At 34.4% G+C, this 23,215-nt stretch carries 22 protein-coding genes; 7 read left to right on the top strand and 15 right to left on the bottom strand.

Translation table 11 applies throughout. The annotated features are described in order from the left end of the window. The first annotated feature begins 289 nt into the window (after window positions 1–289). A complete protein-coding gene (locus NG806_RS03810) occupies window positions 290–853 on the top strand; it encodes a Crp/Fnr family transcriptional regulator (protein WP_214825530.1) in 564 nt (187 codons plus the stop codon). Window positions 854–991: 138 nt separating this feature from the next. Further along, the gene (locus NG806_RS03805) at window positions 992–1,318 is read left to right on the top strand and encodes a DMT family transporter (RefSeq protein ID WP_214825531.1); all 327 of its coding nucleotides are present in this window, start codon (window positions 992–994) and stop codon (window positions 1,316–1,318) included. Window positions 1,319–1,371: 53 nt separating this feature from the next. On the opposite strand, the gene NG806_RS03800 is transcribed toward NG806_RS03805, so the two are convergent. The 5 genes from NG806_RS03800 to gpmI all read right to left on the bottom strand — a co-directional run bounded on the left by NG806_RS03800 (window position 1,372) and on the right by gpmI (window position 6,246). Further along, on the bottom strand, window positions 1,372–2,139 hold the full coding sequence (locus NG806_RS03800; protein ID WP_261512024.1) for a class I SAM-dependent methyltransferase: 768 nt from the start codon (window positions 2,137–2,139) through the stop codon (window positions 1,372–1,374). Further along, window positions 2,139–2,948, bottom strand: a complete 810-nt coding sequence (gene map / locus NG806_RS03795) for a type I methionyl aminopeptidase (RefSeq protein ID WP_214825533.1) — start codon at window positions 2,946–2,948, stop codon at window positions 2,139–2,141. Before map ends, NG806_RS03800 begins: the two co-directional genes overlap by 1 nt. 91 nt (window positions 2,949–3,039) lie before the next feature. After that, window positions 3,040–3,471 (bottom strand): BT0820 family HAD-type phosphatase, encoded by a 432-nt coding sequence (locus NG806_RS03790; protein WP_214825534.1) that lies wholly within the window; start codon window positions 3,469–3,471, stop codon window positions 3,040–3,042. 94 nt (window positions 3,472–3,565) lie between these two features. Continuing rightward, window positions 3,566–4,543 carry an acyl-ACP desaturase gene (locus NG806_RS03785; RefSeq protein WP_214825536.1) on the bottom strand — a complete coding sequence of 326 codons (978 nt, stop codon included), beginning with the start codon at window positions 4,541–4,543 and terminating at the stop codon, window positions 3,566–3,568. 152 nt (window positions 4,544–4,695) lie between these two features. Continuing rightward, complete coding sequence (gene gpmI, locus NG806_RS03780; protein WP_214825537.1) at window positions 4,696–6,246, bottom strand: 2,3-bisphosphoglycerate-independent phosphoglycerate mutase; 1,551 nt, start codon at window positions 6,244–6,246, stop codon at window positions 4,696–4,698. Between the two features lie 314 nt (window positions 6,247–6,560). Between gpmI and NG806_RS03775 the strand changes: the two genes are divergently transcribed. Then, window positions 6,561–6,884, top strand: coding sequence for a translation initiation factor (locus NG806_RS03775; RefSeq protein WP_214825538.1), 324 nt, complete (start codon window positions 6,561–6,563; stop codon window positions 6,882–6,884). Between the two features lies 1 nt (window position 6,885). On the opposite strand, the gene NG806_RS03770 is transcribed toward NG806_RS03775, so the two are convergent. The 3 genes from NG806_RS03770 to NG806_RS03760 all read right to left on the bottom strand — a co-directional run bounded on the left by NG806_RS03770 (window position 6,886) and on the right by NG806_RS03760 (window position 12,095). Continuing rightward, complete coding sequence (locus NG806_RS03770; protein ID WP_261512022.1) at window positions 6,886–7,785, bottom strand: leucine-rich repeat domain-containing protein; 900 nt, start codon at window positions 7,783–7,785, stop codon at window positions 6,886–6,888. 56 nt (window positions 7,786–7,841) lie between these two features. Beyond that, window positions 7,842–9,989, bottom strand: coding sequence for an alkaline phosphatase PhoX (locus NG806_RS03765; RefSeq protein WP_261512021.1), 2,148 nt, complete (start codon window positions 9,987–9,989; stop codon window positions 7,842–7,844). A 273-nt stretch (window positions 9,990–10,262) separates the two neighbouring features. Then, entirely contained in the window at window positions 10,263–12,095 is a 1,833-nt protein-coding gene (locus NG806_RS03760; RefSeq protein ID WP_261512020.1) for a cytochrome-c peroxidase, read from the bottom strand. Between the two features lie 229 nt (window positions 12,096–12,324). Here NG806_RS03760 and NG806_RS03755 point away from each other — a divergent pair, with 229 nt between their 5' ends. Beyond that, window positions 12,325–12,792 (top strand): hypothetical protein, encoded by a 468-nt coding sequence (locus NG806_RS03755; RefSeq protein WP_261512019.1) that lies wholly within the window; start codon window positions 12,325–12,327, stop codon window positions 12,790–12,792. Between the two features lie 7 nt (window positions 12,793–12,799). Next, window positions 12,800–13,654, top strand: a complete 855-nt coding sequence (locus NG806_RS03750; RefSeq protein WP_214825544.1) for a nucleoside phosphorylase — start codon at window positions 12,800–12,802, stop codon at window positions 13,652–13,654. Between the two features lie 46 nt (window positions 13,655–13,700). Here NG806_RS03750 and NG806_RS03745 read toward each other — a convergent pair whose 3' ends face one another. From NG806_RS03745 to NG806_RS03735, 3 genes are all read right to left on the bottom strand, one after another. Beyond that, a complete protein-coding gene (locus NG806_RS03745; RefSeq protein ID WP_214825546.1) occupies window positions 13,701–14,045 on the bottom strand; it encodes a winged helix-turn-helix transcriptional regulator in 345 nt (114 codons plus the stop codon). Between the two features lie 146 nt (window positions 14,046–14,191). Beyond that, complete coding sequence (locus tag NG806_RS03740) at window positions 14,192–14,941, bottom strand: SDR family NAD(P)-dependent oxidoreductase (protein ID WP_214825548.1); 750 nt, start codon at window positions 14,939–14,941, stop codon at window positions 14,192–14,194. Between the two features lie 161 nt (window positions 14,942–15,102). Continuing rightward, on the bottom strand, window positions 15,103–15,660 hold the full coding sequence (locus NG806_RS03735; protein ID WP_214825550.1) for a DNA-3-methyladenine glycosylase I: 558 nt from the start codon (window positions 15,658–15,660) through the stop codon (window positions 15,103–15,105). 139 nt (window positions 15,661–15,799) lie between these two features. On the opposite strand from NG806_RS03735, the gene NG806_RS03730 reads away from it, so the two are divergent. Then, the gene (locus tag NG806_RS03730) at window positions 15,800–16,165 is read left to right on the top strand and encodes a YtxH domain-containing protein (protein ID WP_214825552.1); all 366 of its coding nucleotides are present in this window, start codon (window positions 15,800–15,802) and stop codon (window positions 16,163–16,165) included. A gap of 124 nt (window positions 16,166–16,289) precedes the next feature. Next, window positions 16,290–17,099 carry an enoyl-ACP reductase FabI gene (locus NG806_RS03725; RefSeq protein ID WP_214825554.1) on the top strand — a complete coding sequence of 270 codons (810 nt, stop codon included), beginning with the start codon at window positions 16,290–16,292 and terminating at the stop codon, window positions 17,097–17,099. An 87-nt stretch (window positions 17,100–17,186) separates the two neighbouring features. On the opposite strand, the gene NG806_RS03720 is transcribed toward NG806_RS03725, so the two are convergent. The 4 genes from NG806_RS03720 to NG806_RS03705 form a co-directional block, all read right to left on the bottom strand. Further along, complete coding sequence (locus NG806_RS03720) at window positions 17,187–18,626, bottom strand: glycoside hydrolase family 30 protein (protein ID WP_261512018.1); 1,440 nt, start codon at window positions 18,624–18,626, stop codon at window positions 17,187–17,189. A 39-nt stretch (window positions 18,627–18,665) separates the two neighbouring features. Further along, the gene (locus tag NG806_RS03715) at window positions 18,666–19,478 is read right to left on the bottom strand and encodes a glycoside hydrolase family 16 protein (protein WP_261512017.1); all 813 of its coding nucleotides are present in this window, start codon (window positions 19,476–19,478) and stop codon (window positions 18,666–18,668) included. A 77-nt stretch (window positions 19,479–19,555) separates the two neighbouring features. After that, complete coding sequence (locus NG806_RS03710; protein ID WP_261512016.1) at window positions 19,556–21,778, bottom strand: glycoside hydrolase family 3 N-terminal domain-containing protein; 2,223 nt, start codon at window positions 21,776–21,778, stop codon at window positions 19,556–19,558. 6 nt (window positions 21,779–21,784) lie between these two features. Further along, entirely contained in the window at window positions 21,785–23,215 is a 1,431-nt protein-coding gene (locus NG806_RS03705) for a glycoside hydrolase family 30 protein (protein WP_261512015.1), read from the bottom strand.

Genomic DNA, 23,215 nt, shown 5'->3' with positions numbered 1-23,215 from the left:
AAATGTATAATAAATAGCATAATTTTTTTATAAAATTATTGTAGTTTCGCAACTTCTTAAAAAGGACACCAATCAGCAACTTAAACAACTGAAAATAAATCAATTAAAAACACATAACTTCTATTTCATTTGAGTAATACTCTGCTAAAATCCATTTCATCTCCTTTCTATTTTGACTTATTTTCGGTAATTTTTCAGATTCTTTACTAGTTATAAAATAAAATTAGTTCTCATATTTTTTAATTAATCATGAAAAACAGATAATTTTGACCCATCACAATTTACCCTCATGACCATAGACGAAATTATTGATAGTATACTTCCCCTTCCTGCAGCTTCAAAGGAAAATTTGAAAATGTATATTACAGAAGTTTCTTATCCAAAGTGCTTTTGCCTCATGGAAGCAAATAAGATTATTCCTTATGTGTACTTTATAAAAAGAGGAATTGTTCGCGCCTACGCTTCTACGGAAGATAATGATATTACATTTTGGTTTGGTAGCGAAGGTGAAACGGTAATTTCTATGAAAAGCTACGTAGAAAATAAACCAGGCTATGAAAGCATTGAATTGTTGGAGGATTGCGAACTTTACCAGTTGGCTACTGAAAATCTGAGAAAGCTATTCAATGAGGATATTTATATTGCCAATTGGGGACGGAAATTTGCAGAAAGAGAGCTTGTAAAAACAGAAGAATTAATTATCTCCAGACAATTTAAAACATCTACTGAGCGCTATAAAGACTTAATGCGTGACAAACCTAATCTTTTGAAGAGGGTTCAGTTGGGACATATTGCTTCTTATTTAGGAATTACACAGGTAAGCTTGAGTAGAATCAGAGCTGAGATCAGATAATAATTTGTAAGATTTCTAATTAGAAAAAATCTTTATTGATTATCAATATAGCCTAAAAGAAGAAAAACTTATTTTTTAACATTTGTAAAATTTTTATTCCTCATAAATGCGGAACTTTGCAGGAGAAAAAAAATAAAAATGAACTGGATTATTTTAATTATCGCAGGATTGTTTGAAGTTGCTTTTGCATCTTGTTTAGGAAAAGCAAAAGAAACAACAGGATCAGAAATGTATTATTGGTTTGCAGGCTTTTTGGTTACGATGACCATCAGTATGTTATTACTGATCAAAGCTACACAAACATTACCGATAGGAACAGCTTATGCCGTATGGACGGGGATTGGTGCTGTAGGTACCGCTTTAATGGGTATGCTCTTTTTTAAAGATCCTGTAACCTTTTGGAGAATTTTCTTCATCTCTACCCTTATTGGTTCTATCATAGGGTTAAAAGCTGCTTCTCACTAAAGTATACATCTTATCATAAAAAATGTCTTCAGAACCTGAAGACATTTTTTTATTTATTTTTTAAAAACAACCGGTAAGATCTCATTATGCCTTAAACCGAATTTTCTTATTTCTTCTTCTGAGAAGTTTTGCGAATAGAAATTAGGTTCTATTTCAAAACCAGCTTTTTTTAGCCTATCAAAATAATCCATTCCATACCAACGAACATGATCATACTGACCGAAATGTTTTTGACGTTCTTTAGGATCTTTAATAGAAAAATCTTCATAGGTTTTCTCTAATGAATTTTTCATAGGAACCTGAAAAATCCCCCATCCGCCAGGTCGCATTACCCTATAAAGCTCGCTTATGGCTTTGGCATCATCCTCAATATGTTCCAAAACATGGTTACAGAAAACGATATCGAAACTTTCGTCAGCAAAAGGAAGATCAAGAATATCTGCTTTTACATCTACAATAGGGGAAAAAAGATCTGCAGAAATATAATCAAGATTTCTCATTCTCTTGAATTTCCTCAGAAACTCTTGCTCTGGAGCGATATGTAAAACTTTATAATTTTTAATAAAAAAATCAGTTTCATTTTGAAGATACAGCCACATCTGACGGTGTCTTTCCAGGCTTAAGGTTCCCGGGGACAAAGCATTTTCTCTTTGCTTCCCATAGCCATAGGGAAGAAATTTACGATATGATTTTCCATCAATAGGATCGAAAAATTCATCGCCCTTAAAAAACTGATAGATAAGAGGTCTCGCCCAGATACTCATCGTAATAAGCATCGGACGCGGAATTGTATTCAGTAAAAGCTTGGTTACTTTTTTCATTAAAAATCCATTTGGAAAGGCTTTTCCTCATCACTTTGAATACCTAAAGCTTCATATACATATTTGAAGGTAGAAAGCAATACAGGTTTTCCATTAATTACCGCTACATCATGCTCAAAATGTGCTGAAGGCTGATTATCTAAAGTTGTTACCGTCCAGCCATCATTATGGAACTTCACTTTTTCAGTTCCCAGATTTACCATAGGTTCAATGGCAAGCGCTAAACCATCTTTAATGACTTTTCCACTTCCCTGTCTCCCATAGTTAGGTACTTGAGGGTCTTCATGCATTTTTCTTCCTAATCCATGTCCTACGAGCTCTCTTACTACTCCATAACCTTCTTTTTCACAATGAGCCTGAATTGCATGAGAAATGTCTCCTATTCTCTTTCCTCTCACACATTGTTCAATTCCTTTATAAAGAGATTCTTTGGTAATCTGCAATAGTTTTTTGATCTCAGGCTTTACTTCTCCGATTTCAAATGTATAGGCATGATCCCCTACAAAGCCATTTAAAATAGCTCCACAATCTACAGAAAGTACGTCGCCTTCTTTAATAATATCATTATTGGGAAAACCATGTACTACCTGTTCATTTGGAGAAATACATAATGAATTTGGAAAACCTCCATATCCTAAGAATGCAGGTTCACCACCATGGTCTTTAATAAAATCATGCGCTAATTTATCTAAATACAAAGTAGTAATTCCCGGTTTGATTTCTTTCGCTAACATTCCTAATGTTTTTGAAACCAACTGAGCACTCTGTTTCATGAGACGAAGTTCGTCTATTGTTTTTAATTGAATCATGTTCTAATGTAACAATTTATGAATTTAGCAATGTAACAATACAAATATTAAAATTGGTAAACTGCTACATTGTTATATTGTTAGATTTTTCTTACCAGAATAATCCTTTTTTCTTATCTTTTTTAAGTTTAGAATATGCTAAAACTTCTTTGCCTTCAACACGGAATTCTATTCTTTCATTGATAATATTATAGATCTCTCCCCAACCTGGAAAACCGCCTAGATTTCTATCATCAATAAACCAATCGGCATCTATTTTTCGAGATTGTGTTTCAGGGTCAAAAACCTCTCCTTCGAAGCTGCCATTAACGGAATAAAACTCTATTCCGTTTTTTTTGCAGAATTCTACCGCTTCATCTAATGTTTTTCCGTGTCTGTATGTCCAAAGAATTAATCTGTAGCCTTCAGACTGAAGTTTTCTTAATGTTTCAAAAGCGAAGATCTTTGCCTTACCAATTCCGGGATAGGCATCGTCAACAATTGTTCCGTCGAAATCTACAGCAATTTTTTTATTGTTTAACATTTTTTTTGCGTTTTTAGCAGTGCAAAGATAAGAAATAAAAAGAGTGCCAAAAAACACTCGGCACTCTTACTTTATAATTTTATGTATTCTTTTCCTAACTTTTCACCCAACTGAATTGAAATTGTAAGTCTGGAGTGGATACTCTATCTGTAATTTTTTGCAGTCTGGAAGGAAGTTTCATAAGATATTCCTGAGCTTTTTCAGCTTTTTCAGTAAGCCCTTTAATATGTTCTATCTTCCATTCATCCAATAATTCTTTCATGATATTGATATAATCCTGACCGGTATATACCATACATCTTTGAGCTGCATCTGAGAAATGTCCCCAAAGCTCACCAGCTTTTTGTCCTGACTGTCTCATTAAATGGGCAGGCATTACAATTTTTTTACGCATCATATCTTCAAATGCCAGGATCATTTCTGAAGGATCTAATTCTAGAATTTTAGCAACAAAATGTTTATATGCTTTAGCATGTCTGGCTTCATCAGCGGCAATCACACCACACATTTTAGCCAATTTCCCGTTTCCGGATTGCTTTGCTAAAGTTCCTACTCTTCTATGAGAAATATTAGTAGCAGTTTCCTGAAAGCTTGTATACACAAAGTTTCTGTAAGGATCCATACTTGTCCCCAAGTCAAAACCATCACTGATCAGATATTGGGTAGTGATTTCAACTTCTCTCATGTTTACTCTACCACACAAATAAAGATATTTGTTCAATAAGTCACCATGTCTGTTTTCCTCTCCTGTCCAAGATCTCACCCAATTGGCCCAACCTACTTTTTCTTCCTGATTTATTCCGTCTACCCCCATTAACCATGATTCGTAAGATGGCAATGCCTCTTCTGTGATACAGTCACCAATAAGAGTAACAAAAAGATCATAAGGCATTTCGCGCGCAAAGGTCTGAATTTCTTCTAAATCATATTTAAAATCTGCACTTGATGGATCTGGAAGGTAATCTGAGGGCTGCCATATTTTTTCAATTGGCGTCAAAAATTTTTCCAGAAAAGAACTTACTTCCTTTTCCAAGATACCCATTACTTCTTTCCTTACCAGCGTTTGATACATTTCCGTTATTTAGATTTATTATAATTTAATATACAAAGATATGATTTATTTATTATTTAGCGCATAATAACATATGCCTCTCATAATATGCATGACATATATCATAAAAAATGCCATTATCAGTATAACGACACTTTTATTTTTTTATTTGTCTAGTTCACTAAAATATCTCCAGTCATTATTTTTGGGATATCTATTCCCATTATTTTTAGAATAGTTGGAGCCACATCCCCTAACTTCCCTGACTTCCCTGGTTTCAAATTCCATGTATGGTCTTTATCCATTATAATAAAAGGAACCAAATTCGTAGAATGTTGTGTATTTGGAGTTCCATCAGGATTAACCATCACATCAGAATTTCCATGATCCGCGAGAATAAATACCGCATAACCATGTTCATAAGCTGTTGTCGCTACTTTTTCAATACATTTATCTACAGTTTCTGCCGCTTTTACTGCCGCTTCAAATACTCCGGTATGACCTACCATATCGGTATTGGCAAAATTGAGACAGATAAAATCAGCTGTTTCATTTTCCAATTCAGGAATGATTGCGTTTGTAATATCATATGCTGACATTTCGGGTTTCAAATCATAAGTAGGAACATCCTTCGGACTTGGGCAAAGTAATCTTCTTTCTCCGACGAATTCTTTTTCTCTTCCTCCTGAGAAGAAAAATGTCACATGTGGATATTTTTCTGTTTCGGCAATCCTGATTTGAGTTTTACCATTTTTCTCAATGATTTCGCCCATTGTTTCTTGTAGTACTTCTTCATCAAAAACTACATGAACATTATTAAAGGTTTTGTCATAATTGGTCAGTGTAACATAATACAAATTCAATTTACGCATGAAGTAATCGGGTAAATCCTGTTGAGAAAGAACTTCTGTAATTTCTCTTCCTCTGTCAGTACGGAAATTAAAGCAGATCACCACATCATTATCTACAATTTTAGCAACAGGTACTACATTTCCAGTTTCTGTTGTATGTATTAAAATAATTGGTTTTAAAAACTCATCTGTCACATTATTGTCATAAGACTCTTGAATAGCTGCTAATGCATCTGTTGTTTGAAGTCCTACTCCTTCTGTTAATGCATCGTAAGCTAATTTCACACGCTCCCATCTTTTATCTCTGTCCATCGCGTAATACCTTCCAACAACAGTTGCTAATTTTCCAGTCGTTGAATGCATATGGTCTTCCAATTCTTTAATAAAGCCTAATCCTGAATGTGGATCACAATCTCTACCATCAGTAAAAGCGTGAACAAATACATTGTCATTCAATCCGAAATTCTTCGCGGCTGTTAATAAACCTTTTAAATGGTTGATATGTGAATGTACTCCACCATTGGAAACCAATCCTATGAAGTGTACTTTTTTATTTTCTCTTTTGGCATATTCAAAAGCCTCCTGAATAACCTTTTCTTCACCCAGAGTCCCGTTTTCAACGGCCATATTCAGTTTTACAAGATTCTGATATACCACTCTTCCGGCTCCCAGGTTCATATGTCCAACTTCAGAATTTCCCATCTGTCCGGCAGGAAGCCCTACTGCTGTTCCACTTGCCTCAAGGGTTGTATGTGGATATTTATGAAAACAACTATCTATAAATGGTGTATTGGCACTATCTAAGGCTGAAACTTCAGGATTCTTTCCCAATCCCCATCCATCAAGTATTGCCAGTATTGCTTTTTTCGACATTTTCTGTAACTTTTATTATACAAATTTACCTATTTTCCAATGAAACTAATAATCTCAAACACTTAAATTTTTATTAAAGAATTTATTTATTTCCTTTTTAAATGAAGAAAATTCTAAAGCAAATACTTTTTTTGTTATCACAGATTACGCCATCTTAATTACATTTCTAAAATCTCATTCTATACTTAGGTTAGCTCTCTTATAACGATGAAAAACCTATACTATCTGCAAGACCTGCCGAGGACTATAGAATAAATTGAACATATTTTCTACCACCACTGTGAAGAATTAATTATTATTTTTAATTTTGCTCTATGGATTTACGAGATCAATTGAAGAACCTTTTTCCTGGGCACGAAGAACAGGATTTTGAAATGCCTGAAGAAAAATTCAAGCAGAAAGAGCCTTTAGTATGTAAGTTTGAGAAAAAAGGAAGAAATGGAAAGCCTGTCACTGTGATTGAAGGCTGGGAAGGAACTGAAGAAGATTTGAAAAAAATCTCTAAAAAGATTAAAACAACTTTAGGAATTGGGGGATCGGAAAAAGATGGAACGATCATCATTCAGGGTGACAACCGTGATAAGATCATGGAAATTCTTAAAGATATGGGTTATAAAACTAAAAGAGTCGGTGGATAATTTAGAAATAAATTTGCGCTTTCGGTAACAGGCTTTTAAGTTTTTCAACTGTTGCTTTATCCATAGGATTTCCTGTCAGTATCAATGTTTTAAGATTTTTCAATTTTGAAATTTCTATGGGAAGATCCTTTAAGTCATTGTTAGCAAGGTTCATACTTACTACACTTTTTAATCCTTTTACTTTAGTTGAAATTTCTTTAATGTTGTTTTGACTAAGATTAAGGAATTCAAGATTTCTTGATTGAAATAATGTTTCAGGCAGTTTTGAAATAGCATTCTGTTGCAGCTCAAGATATTTCAGATCCTTTGGAAACTCAAGGCTTCCCAGGTCATTGATTTGATTGGCAGCAAGGTTCAGATATTTTAAATTTTTAATTTGTTTTAAATGACCTGAAATAAAACTGATCTGATTACCCTGAAGGTTAATTTCTTCAAGGGTTGGAATTTGAGTTAATGCTTCCGGGAAAACATTCAGATTATTGGCATCAAGATGGATTGCCTTCAACTGCTGTAGTTTAGCAATATTTGGATTAACAGATGTTAAACTATTCAGATTTATGGAAAGTGTTTTCAATTTTGTAAGCTCCCCTATCTCATCAGGAATAAATTTAATGCTGTTCTCGTTGGCATTTAAAATTTCAAGATCTTTTAATAAAAATAGTTCCTGATCCATCCTTTCTAAATTATTCCCCATAATATTTAAAAAAAACAAAGAATTTAGTTTCTTAATTTCAGAGGGAACATTAAACATTCCCTTACCTCTAAAGCTCATACTATAAACCGGTTTATCACTTTTCAATGCGTCTTCTACATTGGTATAAGTAGGATATTTTACGGGATCGATCTGTGCCTTAGCAAAGCTGATAGAAAACAAAATAAGAAGTAGAGATAGCTTTTTCATAGAAAGAGAAAAGCTGTCGATAATAAAATTACCGACAGCTATAAAATATTAATAAATTATTTTTTAAGAAGTTTTACGGTTTTCTGGAAACCTACAGCTTCAATATTCAAGATCAACACTCCAGATGCTTCAAGTTGTGATGTAAAATCTAAATCCAATGTAGTATTAGAACCTGTGAATTTCTTTGTGTAAACAATCTTACCATCGATACTGTAAGCTGTTACTGAAATATCCTTCAGACCTTTAGGAGAATTAATTTTCACAATTCCTGAAGTAGGGTTTGGTGCTATAGTAACTGTATTTTCTGCCTTAGCATCAATAGTTCCTAAAGTTCCGTTTTGTCCTAAATTATCTTTAAGCGCTACAACAATCGTTGCAGATTTTCCACGGTAATCAATCACATTTCCTGTTGCATCAACATCTGTAGAGATCGTACCATCCGGATGCTGAATAGAGAAGAATCCAAATTTATGATCTGGCGTAAATGTAAGTCCTGTGGGCTCAGATCCTGTAGGCATGGAAGCGAAAAGTCTTACTTTAGGATTTGCCGCCGTGTGATCTGGTGCCACTACCCAAATATAATTTTTACCCCCGTCTTGCAATACCCAAAGATTTCCTAGTTCATCGAAGGTAAGGTTGTCATTACCATCTCCCCAAACTTCAGATTTCATTCCTTGTGCGGTATTGAAAGAATATACGGTAGAAAGTCCACCTACAAAAGTTTCTACTGATGAAGCAGTTGTTCCGTTATCCTGTAAACGATATACTTTATTTAAACCTTTAGCTGTAAAATAAATTTTCCCATCTAATGGACTGATATCAACATCTTCTACTCCATTAAATGAAGTTCCCCCTAATGAGGATGCCAAATTATTGGTATTATTCTGGTCAGCTTTAAATTTATTAGGAACCTGAATCCATGTTGCAGTAGTTCCTACAGGATCTCCACCACTGCTTAGTCCCTGATCTAATTTCAATACATAAAGGTTACCTGAAGACAGATTATTTGGGGTATCCATTACATATTTATAAACCAAATGTGTTCCACCATCTTCACCATAATAAGCGGTAGTTCCTGCATTATTAACCACTACGTTTTCGTGATTCATAATACCCATTTGCCATAGCTTACCTTTAGAACCATCTGTATTTTGAGAGATCACCTGAGCGGTTGCAGGATCAATTTCTACCAACCATCCATAATCTTTATATCCATCAGCATTTACATCACTTGATGTTACCGATTCTTCAGCAGTTATTACTGTTCCCCAAGGTGTAATACCTCCAGAACAGTTTCTGATCGTTTGTACTAAACTAGGTGTTGAAAAATCTACAGCTCTCGACTTTGTCAATTGCCAAAGTTTCGATGAAGCATTATAGTTGATTTCAGCCATGGTAACTCCACCAGGGTTTGTTTCATGGTTTACAGAAAGATATCCATTAGTAGCACTTCCGTTTTTAGGTACATAAGCTGTAAAGTCATTCTGACCTCCTACTAATCCACCTCCCTGTGTATAGTTATCACCTTCTTTTAAAATAAGCTGATATTTATGTTCTGTTGGGATAATAAGCTTATTCGTTTGCGATGTTGGAACGATAGAAGTAAAACAGCTGATATGAGCAATATTACAGCTAACCGGATTGGTTGGAGTGGTCGTTGTTTTAAGATAGGCGTCAATTCTTAAATCTGAGCTTTGCCCTGTTCTGTTATGCAATTCAATAGATATTCTATTGTTCCCATTTACAAATTTTGATTTTGGAATCGAGAAAATATTGTAAACACTTTCCGCAGCACCATCAATAGTGTTAACAGACGGTGTATTAAAAGCAATAGCTCCTGTTGGCATATTATCTCTTACAACTTCTACTCCATTCAGATATACTACAATACCATCATCTCTCATAATACCTAATTCCATTGCATCAGAAAGATCGGCTAAATTTACAGTGAAATCTTTTGCAAAATAAGCAGCTGTAAGACCTGAACTGATCGTTGTAGTTACAGGATCACCATATCCAAGAGGACCATTTCCTGTTGACCAAGAAGTAATATCGAAGTTGGTATCCTTCCATTGAGCAACCTGCGCCTGGTTGTTGTCTTTATACCTCCATGAGGCATTCTTATTGAAAACAAAAGTCTGTGCTTGAAATACAGAACTTGATACTAATGCAAGAGCTGCAATTGTAAGTAGTTTTTTCTTCATAATAGTTTCGATTTATTAGATGTTGCAAAACTATTTTATAATCACGAGCCCTCTATTAATACAGTTTTAAATAAACATCATCCAATGTTACAAAATTAAAAACCCAATATTAAGGGAATTAAGTTATTGTTAAATTATGATGTGGGATTTGTGTGGGTTGACAATTGAAGTTGAAAGTTATTGGAAGCAATATTGATGTTTCCAATCCTGAAAGCCAAATTCCATAACCTCGTGTCTCAACCTCAACCCACATCTCGAAACTCACAACACTTATTACTTCTTTGCTCGGCTAATATCAGTAAGTGTGTTTAGAAATGCAATGATCTGCTTGATTTCCGGTTTGGTGAGGTTGAGTTTATCCGCAGGTAAAGTCTGGTTATTCATTTTCAAGCCTAATCCTTCTCCACCACCTTCATTATAGAAATCCAGAACCTCATCTAAAGTACTGAAAGCTCCATTATGGAAATAAGGCTTGGTAAGGGCAATATTTCTCACCGTTACTGTTTTAAAAGAGTTTTCATAGATCCATGAATTTTCTTTTTTCACAGGACTTTTTATCCTACCCGGATCTGAATCTAATTCCAAAGGCAGTTTATTGATAGGTGCCTTTGTAACTCCTAATACTTCAGATTCATTTTCGTTATAGAAAGGAGGAACCAGACCGGAAAAATGAGGTGCAAAATGACATGTTGCACAATTGGCTTTTCCCATAAATAAATTGAAACCTTTTTTAGCATCATCTGAAATTTCTTTTTCATTCCTCATAAAGCGGTCAAAATCACTTTCAAAAGAATACAAAGAAGCGACATAAGAACTTAATGCCTTGGAGAAGTTCTCTTTATTGATCTTACCATCTTTGAATGCCGAACGGAAGGCTTTTTTATATTCAGGTTTTGTTTTTAATTTTTTGATGATACTTTCGTAGCTCGTATTAAATTCCTGTTCATTATAGATAACATGTTCCGCCTGTTGTTCGATATAGAATGCGCGCATATCATAGAAAAATCTTTTTGCAAATACAGCATTGTATAGAGAAGGCGAGTTTCTCAATACTGTCTTTCCTACTACATTGCTAGGTGATTTTACTTTTAAATCTGTAAAAGCATTTTCAGGTAAATGACATGTTGCACAACTCATCTTTGTGTTATCGCTTACACTTTGATCATAGAAAATATCTTTTCCAAGTTCTCTAAGCTCAGGGCTATCTTCCGATGATTGTAGTAATGTATAAAAATAAGGATCCAGAAAATCACTGCTAAAGAAGTTTTTATTACCCACATTCCATCCTGAAAACTCTTTGAGATCATCTGATCTTCCGTCCCAAGAACCAAATTCTTCATATAAAGGTTGTACATATTTTTTATAAAATTCTATACGGTCAAATGTTTCAAAATCTTTATGTTCTGATAGATACTCACCAGCTGCAGAAAGGATTGTATTTACTTTTTGAATATTATAATTTTTAAAATAAGGATCATCATTGATGTATTTTTTAATTCCCAAAAGTGCATAACCAGCTTCTTCTGATATATTTAATGAACCTGGGGTATCAAATCCTGTTACTCCTAAACTGTAAATTCTGATTAATTCTATTCGAAGAGGTAAGGTTTTATTGGTTCCTTTACTCAATCCATTTTTAATTGAACTTAAATAAAAGTTCGCATAACTATTATACAAGAAATCGGTAATGGATTTTATCTTTTCCTTTTGTTCACCAGCCTCTTCAGAAAAGATCAATTCATCCAATACCTGTAACCCTTCAGGAGGCAAGGTGTATGCAGAAGTTCCTGCCGCTTCTATATGAAACAGTGGCGCTGCGTTAAGATGGGTTTTGGTGAATTCGGGGTAATGATAAGCAATATAGAATTCTATTTCTTTAAAAGAATTTCTTGTACTTCTTAATGATTTTTGTAGATCTTCAAGAGATATTTTATCATCATCAAACAGATATACGTCTGTTTTTAATTGTTCGAGTTTATTTTTGAAATCAGTTAATCCTTTGTTTATGACAGTATTTTCTTTTTCTACGCCTTTGTCAGTTGGATTAAATGACATTATTGCAAAACCGAATAATAAGATGATAATAAATGATAGAGAATATCTCATGAAATTTTTAGCTGCAAAGCTACAACTCCGATGTTATCCCAGTTTTAAATCTGGATTAAATAATGTTTATATTTTAATTCATAGAATTTTATTAATTTTAAACCCCGAAACCAAATTCACTATACTGAAAATCCGAATACAGATCCGGTTCTTTTAAAAAAAATGATGAAGGAATGATGGGAAGAGGATTTTAAAACTATTTTTCAACAAATCAAAACAAAATATTATTATGAAAACAAAATTATTTCTGACTTTTATAGCAGGTCTTTTTTCATTAAATTCTTTTGCACAAAAATCAACTCAGGAAATGGCTGTTTATGCGGAAAAAAAAGGAAATGACTACTATCTGATTCGTTTGGCAGAAGGTGTAGAGGTACCTAAAGTTTACGTTTACTCAAATGGACTGATAAAGCCTTATAAGAATTATACAGAATTAAAAGAAATCGTAATGGACTTTCCAGGAATGATGACATCCAATAATTCGACCAAAGAAGAATTGGTTTCTGTCATGAAAAAGGATAATCATTTTTATGAAATCACTTCTCAAAGAAAGGATCCTAAAAATTTCGAAAAAACAACCATTACTGTATATGAGGTTGTAAACAATCAAAAAAGAATTGTAGAAGAATATGGTTCACTTATAGAACTTATGCCTACTCCTTATAAAGATGCTATATTCATCGACACAAAAAAATAAACATATTATGCTAAATAAACTTGCAGCCTCAGAGCTTGTATTAAATGAAGACGGAAGTGTTTACCACTTAAACCTTTTACCTGAAGATATTGCTGATAAAATCATCCTTGTTGGTGATCCTGACAGGGTACCAAAAGTATCTCAATATTTTGATAAAGTAGAAATCAAAAAAAACAAAAGAGAGTTCTATACACATACCGGAACATTACGAGGTGAAAGAGTTACTGTAATGTCTACAGGGATCGGTACAGAGAATATTGATATTGTAATGAATGAGCTTGATGCTTTAGTGAATATCGATCTTAAAAACAAAGAACTTAAAACAGAACATAAAACACTTGAACTTTTCCGTATGGGAACATGTGGCAGTGTAAACCCTGATGTGCAGGTTGACAATATGTTGGTCACTCAGAATGTTGTAGGTTTAGATGGCCTAATGCATTTTTATCAGGATTATCATTTCGAAAATGAGTTTTCTAAAAGCTTTTTAGAAAGATTCCCTTATGATAAGATTAAGCCGATGCTTTATTTCGCGGAATGGGCTGAAGATATGGCAGATTATTATAAAGATGCCAAATATCACGGAAATACTGCGACCTTTCCAGGGTTCTACGCTCCGCAGGGAAGACAGCTTCGTTTAAAAGCTCTAGATGACAAATTCCTGGAAACATTAAATGATCTTGGGATCACCAATTTTGAAATGGAAACTTCTGCCATTTATGCATTCTCAAAATTATTGGGACATAAAGCGATTACTGTAAATAACGTTATTGCTAACAGAAGACGTGGAGAATTCTCCTCTGATCACCATGCCTCAGAAAAGAACCTTATCGAATGGGTATTGGAAAGAATTATTAAATAACAATTTTAAATAAAAAGAGAAACCGTCTACTATGACGGTTTCTTTTTTATGCTATAATAACTCTTCGGTGCTCTTTCCCCCATTCTATCATATCTTTCATTAATTTTGCATAGTCTTTAGCATATTCGGTACATTCATATTCGATTACCTCTCTGGTATCTTCACAAGCTGACCTTTTTACTAATTTATTAATTTCCATTTCTTTTAAATTGAGGGAAAGCATTCGTGTAGAAATACCGGAAATATCGCGTTTAATATCAAGAAACCGTTTTTTGCCATTACCCAATGCAAAAAGGATAGGAAGTTTCCATTTACCACCAATAACATATATGGTATCCTGTAATGCACGCAGGTTTTCCTCAGTATGATCTATAACAACGCATTTTTTCATGGTTCGTAAAAAATTAGGTTTTTAATGATTAGAAAAAATCAATAATAATACCAAAGGAATTCTATGCCAACAAGGCAGTGATAAAGAAATCCACTCCTGTTTTGAAAACAGAGTGGATCATCAATCTGATATTTATATTAAAGGATTTAAGCAGAGAAACCGCCATCAATAACGATACTGCTTCCAGTAATGTAAGCTGCATCGGGACCTGCCAGAAAATTTGCCAAACCAGCTACATCTTCCGGTGTTCCTAACCTTTTTAATGCCATAGCATTCATATAAAATTCCCTGGTAGCATTATCTGCTTTTTTCAACATATCTGTATCAATAACTCCAGGCTCTATTGTATTTATTGTAATATTTCTTAATCCCAGATCCCATGCTAATCCACGACTGTAAGCGCCAACAGCAGCTTTTGTAGCAATATACTCACTCATAGTAGGTCCTCCTATGCGTTTTGCTCCAACTGAACCAATAGTGATAATGCGTCCTCCGTCGGGCATAAATCTTAAAGCTGTACGCACAGCCTCCGTTACTGCCCTTATGTTTACATCAATTTGTCTGTTGTAATCATCTGCCTGTGTATGAGCCTGCTCTACAGGACCGGCAATTGATATGGCAGCATTATTTACTAAAATATCTATTTTACCAAATTTGTCAGCAGCTTCTATGATCGCTTTTTCTGTATTTCCAGAAATCGAAGCATCCGCTTTTATTGCATAGGCAACTCCTCCTGATCTTGCAATCTCAGCAACAAGTGCTTCTGCTTTTTCATCAGAATTTACATAGGTAAATGCTACCTCTGCTCCTTCCTGAATATAACGTCTTACAATGGCTTCTCCCATTCCTCTTGTTCCTCCGGTTACAAAAGCCGTTTTTCCTTTTAATATGGACATAATTTTATTTTTTGTTTTAAATTCTTAACAAAATTATGTTTCAAAACTTCCAAAAAACGAATGCAGTAACATGCGTGTTACTGGTTTTCTAAGGAAATGTATCTGATAATAGATATTTAATGATCATACTATTATATTATAGCATAGAGTAAGACAAATATTCACTGTCTGGTAAAACAATCCTTGATATGATCATTCATCATACCTGTTGCCTGCATATGTGCATATACTACAGTAGAGCCCATAAATTTAAAACCCCTCTTTTTCAAATCTTTTGACAAAGCATCAGAAATATCGGTAGTAGCAGGAATATCTTTTAAAGTCTCTGGTTTGTTATCGATAGGTTTTCCATCTACAAAGCTCCAGATATATTTTGAAAAAGAGCCAAACTCTTTTTGAACTTCCATAAATCGCTGTGCATTAGTGATGGTCGCTAAAATTTTAAGTTTATTCCTTATGATCCCAGAATCTGCCATAAGTTCCACCACCTTATCATCGGTATATTTTGCAATCTTTTTATAATTAAAATGATCAAATGCTTTCCTAAAATTGTCTCTTTTACTTAAAATGGTATACCAGCTTAGGCCAGCCTGGAAACTTTCCAATATCAGAAATTCAAAAATAGTTTCATCATCATAAACAGGACTCCCCCATTCTTTATCATGATATTTTCTGTACAGATCATCTCTTTCACACCATCCACAGCGTATCTTTTCCATAAATATTCATTTTTATTTAGCTTTAAAGATAAAACTGATTTGGAAAACTATAACAAAAGATTATGAAAAATTTAACAGCGTATCCCGGCTTTAGGAATGGTTATTGTTTTACTACAAATATCACTAAATAATAAATCTTATGAATAATTCAGATTACAACAAAGCGGAAGACGCTGTAAATAACACAGAAAATTCTTTAAAAAATGCAGCTAACGATGCAAAATGGAAAATCAACGATTTAGCAGATAAAGCTAGGGATTATATTAATGAAAAGAGAAACAACGACCAGGAAGCTAGCCAGGAAGATTGGTTAGACAGGGTAAAAGCTAATATTTCTGATGCTTGGGAAGATATTAAAGATAAAGCGGGTGATGCATGGGAAAAAACGAAAGACATTGCCGAAGATGCAAAAGATAAAGCAACGGATGCTGCAAAAGATGTGAAAGATAAGGCGAATGATGCCGCTGAAGATGTAAAAGCAGAATGGAATAAAAAAACCAATTAGAATTTCAGTTATATAAATATTTTCAAAAAAAACAGGGTCTTTTTATAAAGGCTCTGTTTTTTATTATGTTCTGAACACAAATTATCGTTACATTTGTATGTATATTAATAAACATTAAAAAATTATGTCATACGGTTTACTTAAAGGCAAAAAGGGAATTATTTTTGGGGCCCTTAATGAACAATCGATCGCATGGAAAGTTGCTGAAAGATGCCATGAAGAAGGTGCTGAATTTATCTTATCTAATGCTCCTATTGCTTTGAGAATGGGAGAACTTAATGGTTTAGCTGAAAAAACAGGTTCTGAAGTTGTTGGTGCAGATGCTACTTCTATTGAAGATCTTGAAAAGCTTTTTGATACTGCCATCGCAAAATTTGGAAAAATCGATTTCATCCTTCATTCTATAGGAATGTCCGTAAATGTAAGAAAAGGAAAACATTATACAGAAATGAATTACGATTGGTTAGAAAAAGGCTGGGATATCTCTTCTGTTTCTTTCCATAAAGTAATGCGTGTGGCTTGGGAAAAAGACTGTATGAATGAGTGGGGAAGTATTTTAGCACTTACTTATATTGCTGCTCAAAGAACGTTCCCGGATTATAATGATATGTCTGACAACAAAGCTTATTTGGAAAGTATTGCAAGAACTTTCGGAAATTATTGGGGTGAGAGAAAAGTACGTGTAAACACGGTTTCTCAGTCTCCTACAGTAACTACTGCAGGTAGCGGAGTGAAAGGTTTCGGAGGTTTCCTTGGATATGCTGAAGATATGTCTCCTCTTGGAAATGCTACAGCTCTTGAGTGTGCAGATTATTGTGTGACCCTTTTCTCTGATCTTACGAAAAAAGTAACCATGCAGAACCTTTTCCATGATGGAGGTTTCAGCAGCTCTGGAGTAACTCAGAAGGTAATCAGAAAATATGATGTTGAATAATTTGTTTAACAAACTTTCGATGATAAAAATAAATAGGCTGTCTCTAGAGACAGCCTATTTTAATAAAAAAATATTAATATGAAGTGTTTATAAAATTACAGTCTGTATGGAATGTGCAGGCGCTGAAAGTTTGGCCGCCATTCCTTCAATCCAAAGATGAGTATCTATATCATCATCCGAATTATTCATAATTACAGTCACAAGTTCTCCATTTTCATTCATAAATGAAGTAGAAATTAAACCTGATGTATTTGTAGAGCTTCCAACTCTCTGAGCATTAGGTTTTATATATTTTGAAACATGCCCAACATAATAGTATTCATAAGTATAATGTACCTCTCCTGTTTTTGTATCGGCAATGATTGGTGCAAAACATAAATTTCCAACATGATTGGGACCTCCTGTTTCATCCAGAAGTACATTCCAGTCCGTCCATAAAGAAGTTCCACGATTAAAATCGTTGATCATATTTTTACCATACAGCTCCCCTAAACTGACATCATTGATCCTTGACATATTAAATACCTCTTTACATCCTTCTGTAAAAGCCAGGAATTTATCTGGAAATGCCCTATGTGTTTCTCCAACATTATCAAATAACTGTGTTTTGTTGTGCCACGTTTCATACCAGTGATAGGCAATACCAGATGTATATTTTGAAACTTCAGGATCACCTAATGTCGTGGTTGCTCTTTGAAAGATCAAATCTCTATTATGATCCCAGATCATTACTTTTTTATCTTTATATCCATTCTTCCACAAGGTTGGACCAAGATTATTTTTCAAAAATGCACCTTCCTCCTCCGCAGTATAAAGGCAGGACTCCCATTTTTGTTTTGCCATTGCCTCATTCTGAACCGTTAATCCCCAGATCTTCATCCCTCTTTTTTCATATTCTTTAATAAACTTGATATAATAATCTGCCCAGGTCTGATAATATTGATTTTCCAGCCTTCCACCGTTCAGCATATCTTTATTAGATTTCATCCACGCTGGTGGGCTCCATGGAGAAAAATAAAGCTTAAATTGATTTCCTATAGATTTTTGAGCCTCCTGAATCATTGGGATCTTATACTTTTCATCATGGGCAACCGAAAACGACTTTAATGACGCATCATTATCATCTACATAAGTATAAGAATCACTTGAAAAATCACAGGAATTCATATTGGTTCGAACTATGGTATAACCTAAACCATTCTTCCCATAATAGGCTTCAATAATTTCCTTCTGTTTGTCCTTCGGTAATTTATAAAAAGTTTCTGCTGCAGCATCTGTAATTGCTCCACCAATTCCTATTAATTTCTGATATTTAAAATCCGGATCTACGAAAACACAGGCTTCATTTTCTTTAGGCTGATCAAATTTTTCAAATTTTACCATTCCTTTGTCAACCATTTTCTCATTGGTTTTAGAATTGGTAACAATAACTTTTGCTGATTTTCCGGCATTTTTCTTCCAGTAGTTTTGTGCATGAGCATTACAAGCCATCCCTATAACAAAACAACTTACGATTAGTTTTTTCATTGTATTACTTCCTGTTTTATGGAGGTTTTATTCCCTTCATTATTTATTCTGATAAACCCGTACATAGTCTATATAATATTTTTGTGGAAAAATGGAATCATCTATTCCTTCCTTTCCACCCCAAAATCCACCAACAGCCAGATTTAAAATGATAAAATAAGGCTGATCAAAAGGCCATGCTTCATAGTTTTTTTCTTTATTCTCATACGTGAAGAACTTCCTATCATCAATATAAACATCTATTTTCTCTGGTGTCCAATCTGCTTTATATACATGGTACCGATCACTTGCATCACTGATGATTAAAGTATCTGTTTTCTGTGTTCCCTGAATATGGTTGTATTTTTTGGTGTGTACGGAAGCATGGATATACCCGGGATTAAACCCAACATGCTCCATAATATCCAGCTCGCCATCATCAGGCCATTTCTTCATATCTTCACTCATCATCCAGATGGCAGGCCATGTTCCACGTCCTTTCGGTAATTTTGCCCTTACCTCAATTGTTCCATACTGAAAAGAAAATTTTCCCTTGGTTAAAAGCCTTGCTGAAGTATATTTATTTTTCTCCCAGTTTTCCTTTCTCGCTTCAATGATTAAATTCCCATTTTCCATCCTTACATTTTCCAGACGTTCTTTAGTATAAAACTGGGCTTCTTTATTTCCATAACCATCTCCGCCAACATCATAATTCCATTTTGAAGAATCTGGCAATCCTTTCCCATTAAATTCATCACTCCAGATTAGATTTCTATTGGAATCAGATTTCTGAGCTGTGCAGTTTGATATAGAAAGAGATAAAATCCCCCCTGTTATTAATAAATAAAAATGTCTTCGGATATTAATTTTCATACAATATGGTGGTTTAGTGAACCGGCAATTATTCCGTTTTATTAAAAGCGGGTTAAAACCCGCTCCTCTTGATCTAATTATTTAATCCAATTAATTTTTTTTGTCTGAACATCCTGAGAATTGGTTCCTACCATAATTTCAAACTCTCCACCTTCCCAATCATAATTTAATTGGTCATCATAGAATTTCAAATTTTCTGGAGTTAGTGTAAAGTTTACTGTTTTAGTTTCTCCTTTTTTCAGAAGTATTTTTTGGAAACCTTTTAATTCTTTTACAGGTCTTACCACTTTTCCGAATGAGTCTCTGATATATAACTGCACTACTTCTTCACCGTCATAATTTCCGTTGTTAGAAACATTCACTTTAATATTTAAAGCTTGATTTCCTTTTAGACTTGTTGAGCTTAGCGTCATATCAGAATATTTAAACTGAGTATAACTTAATCCATATCCAAAAGGAAATTTAGGATCGTTATCTAGATCGATATAAGCAGAAACATAACTTCGTTCTTTATTCGTTTTTGCGGGTCTTCCTGTATTATAATGATTATAGTAAACAGGAATCTGACCTTCGGTTCTTGGAAAAGTCATGGGAAGTTTACCTCCCGGATTTACAGTTCCAAAAAGAACATCAGCTATTGAGTTTCCTGCTTCCGTTCCTAGCCACCACGTATACAGAATCGCAGGAATATTATCCGCTGCCCAATCAAAGACGAGAGGTCTGCCCGCGTTGATCATCAATACAATAGGTTTTCCGGTTTTTGCAATTTCTTTTAACAGTTCTTCCTGAACACCAGAAAAATGGATATTACTCCGGCTTTTCGCTTCCCCACTCATTGCATGTCCTTCCCCTAAAGTCATAATAACAACATCAGCTTTCTTTGCCGTTTCTACTGCTTCAGCAAACATTGATTTATCCTGATCATCAGCATTACAACCTTTAGCATATAATAAAGTTGAATTTTTATCCAACTGATTCTTAATTCCGTCAAACTGAGAAATGATCCTTTGGTTGTCATCTTTAAAAGCAACAGACCAGAATCCATGATTGGCTACCGTTTCTTTTCCAAAAGGTCCTATTAAAGCTACCGTCTTCGTAGATTTTGAAAGTGGTAAAATATTATTTTGATTTTTTAAAAGAACAATACTTTTTGACCCGAATTCCCTTCCGAATTTTCTGTTCTCCAAGTTATTGGTCTGCTCTTTTTCTCTTTTCTCATTACTGAATCTATAAGGATCATCAAATAATCCCATTTCAAACTTTTTGATTAAAATTCGTCTTGCCGCATCGTCAATGAATTTTGGATCTACTTTTCCTTCTTTAACCAGTTTTGGAAGTTCCGTCATATAAACGTGACTTTCCATATCCATATCACTTCCTGCCAAAATAGCTTTTTCAGCGGCTTCCGCTTTATCTTTCGTATAACCATGGTTAACTATTTCACCAATGCTTCCCCAATCTGAAACCACAAAACCATTGTAGTTCCACTTTCCTTTTAACAAGTCTCTAAGAATGTATTTATTAGCAGTCGCGGGAACCCCATTAATATCATTAAAAGAATTCATGAATGTTGCAACGCCTGCTTCTGCCGCAGCTTTGAAAGGAGGTAAATAGGTTTCATTCAGTTGTCTGAGGCTCATATCTACAGAATTATAGTCTCTTCCACCTACTGCTGCGCCATACGCCGCAAAATGTTTCGCACAAGCCATTATTGCATCGAGGTTTCCAAGACCTTTTCCCTGGAATCCTTTAATCCTTGCCAAACCGATCAGTGTTCCTAAGTAAGTATCTTCACCAGAGCCTTCCATTACTCTCCCCCATCTTGGATCCCTGGCAATATCTACCATTGGAGCAAAAGTCCAGTGAATTCCATATGCTGAAGCTTCCGTAGCAGCTATTCTTTCAGATTTTTCAATTAATGCTAAATCCCAGCTTGCTGCCTGTCCAAGATTAACAGGAAAGGTGGTTCGGTATCCGTGAATAACATCCTGTCCAAATAATAACGGTATTTTTAATCTTGATTCTAAAGCTAATTTTTGAAAAGATTTTGTTTCTTCTACGCCAGCTACATTTAGCATAGAGCCCACTTTACCTTTTTTTATTTCTTCAAGAACGGTTGCTGAATTGGAATTCTGGGGTCCTGTAGCATATGCAAAGCCACTGTATTGCATCAATTGTCCCACTTTTTCTTCCAATGTCATTTTAGACAAAAGATCAGAAACTTTTTGATCAATTGTCTTTTGTCCGTATGTATTCAATCCAAATGCTGCAAATGCTAATAAGAAATAAGCTTTTTTCATAATTAATTAGAAAATATAGGTTGCTACAGAATTTCCTGATATACTTACAGGAGCTGTTTTCTGGTTATACTTAAGAGTAAAGACCTCTTCCGTTTTACTGTTGTTCTGTACTATTAAAACAGTTTTTCCCTTTGGAGTTTTAAAAGCTACAGAAGATAGATTGTTTGTTTGAGAAGAACCAATTCGCTGCGAGTTAGCAGGAATAAATTTTGCTGCATGTGCAACAATATAATAAGAAACATTTCTGGTAAAATTTTCCTTGTCAGAAATAGTAATCGCTCCTTTGCACTCCGTACAACCACCATCAGTATGAGGTTTATACTGTGGATCATTAGCCAGATTCCATTCTAAAGCTATTTTACTCCAATTTCTCATGGAACCAATGATCACATTTTTAGTATGCCAATTAAGATCTTCATTAAAGTTGCTTTTAGCTCCTGTCCACTGCTCTGTAAAATAAAGATTTTTATTTGGATACGCATTATGAACGGTACTTAATGCAGAAATGTCTCCTTCATATAAATGAAATGCAGAACCATCAACATATTTATAAGCTTCAGGATCGCTTAAAATATTGGTAGCATATTCTGGTTTGTTACAATTGTGATCATATACGACAATTTTAGTTTTAATCCCATTAGATTGGAAAACCGGACCTAAATGATTTTTAATAAAATCTTTTTGCTGATCAGAGGCCATATACAAACTTGGATTATTTCCCGGATGCAGCGGTTCATTCTGAGGTGTAATAGCATCAATATTAATACCCTCTTTTTTCATTCCCTGAATATATTTCACAAAATAATTCGCATATACCCCGTAATATTCAGGTTTTAGACTTCCTCCTTTTGACTTTCCATTATCTTTCATCCAAACCGGAGCTGACCATGGAGCAGAAATAATCTTAATCTTCGGATTGATCGCTAAAATCTCTTTTAACATAGCAATCAGATCTTTATCTCTTGCTAAACTGAAATATTCCAGTGAAATATCTGTTTTTCCTTCAGGTAGGTCATCATAAGAAAATACCTCACCATCAAGATCAGAGGCTCCTACACTTAATCTAAGGTAGCTGACAGAAATTGAGTTTGTATTATTTCCAAAAAGTTCATTTAATAAAGCTTTTCTTTTTGCTTCTGAAAGTCTGTTAATTACTTCCACACTTCCCCCTGTCAATGTATATCCGAAACCATCAATATATTGAAACTTTTGAGTATCGTCAATTTCAATATTCTGACCGTTATCAGGATTGTTCGTAAAATTGATTGAAGGTTGCTGCTGTAATTTTATGCTCTCATCACCTTTGGTAAGCCATACCTGAACTTCGTTCCTATTATTTGCTGAACTCGACTTACACGCTGATAAAGATAAAAGTACCACACCACAAAGTGGTGCGATACTTCTAAAAAAGAAACTATATAAACTGTGAAACTTCAT

The sequence above is a fragment of the Chryseobacterium paludis genome, from assembly GCF_025403485.1.
GTDB classification, from domain to species: domain Bacteria; phylum Bacteroidota; class Bacteroidia; order Flavobacteriales; family Weeksellaceae; genus Chryseobacterium; species Chryseobacterium paludis.
Note: the sequence above shows the minus strand (reverse complement) of the source record. Positions and strands in the feature narration are given on the sequence as shown.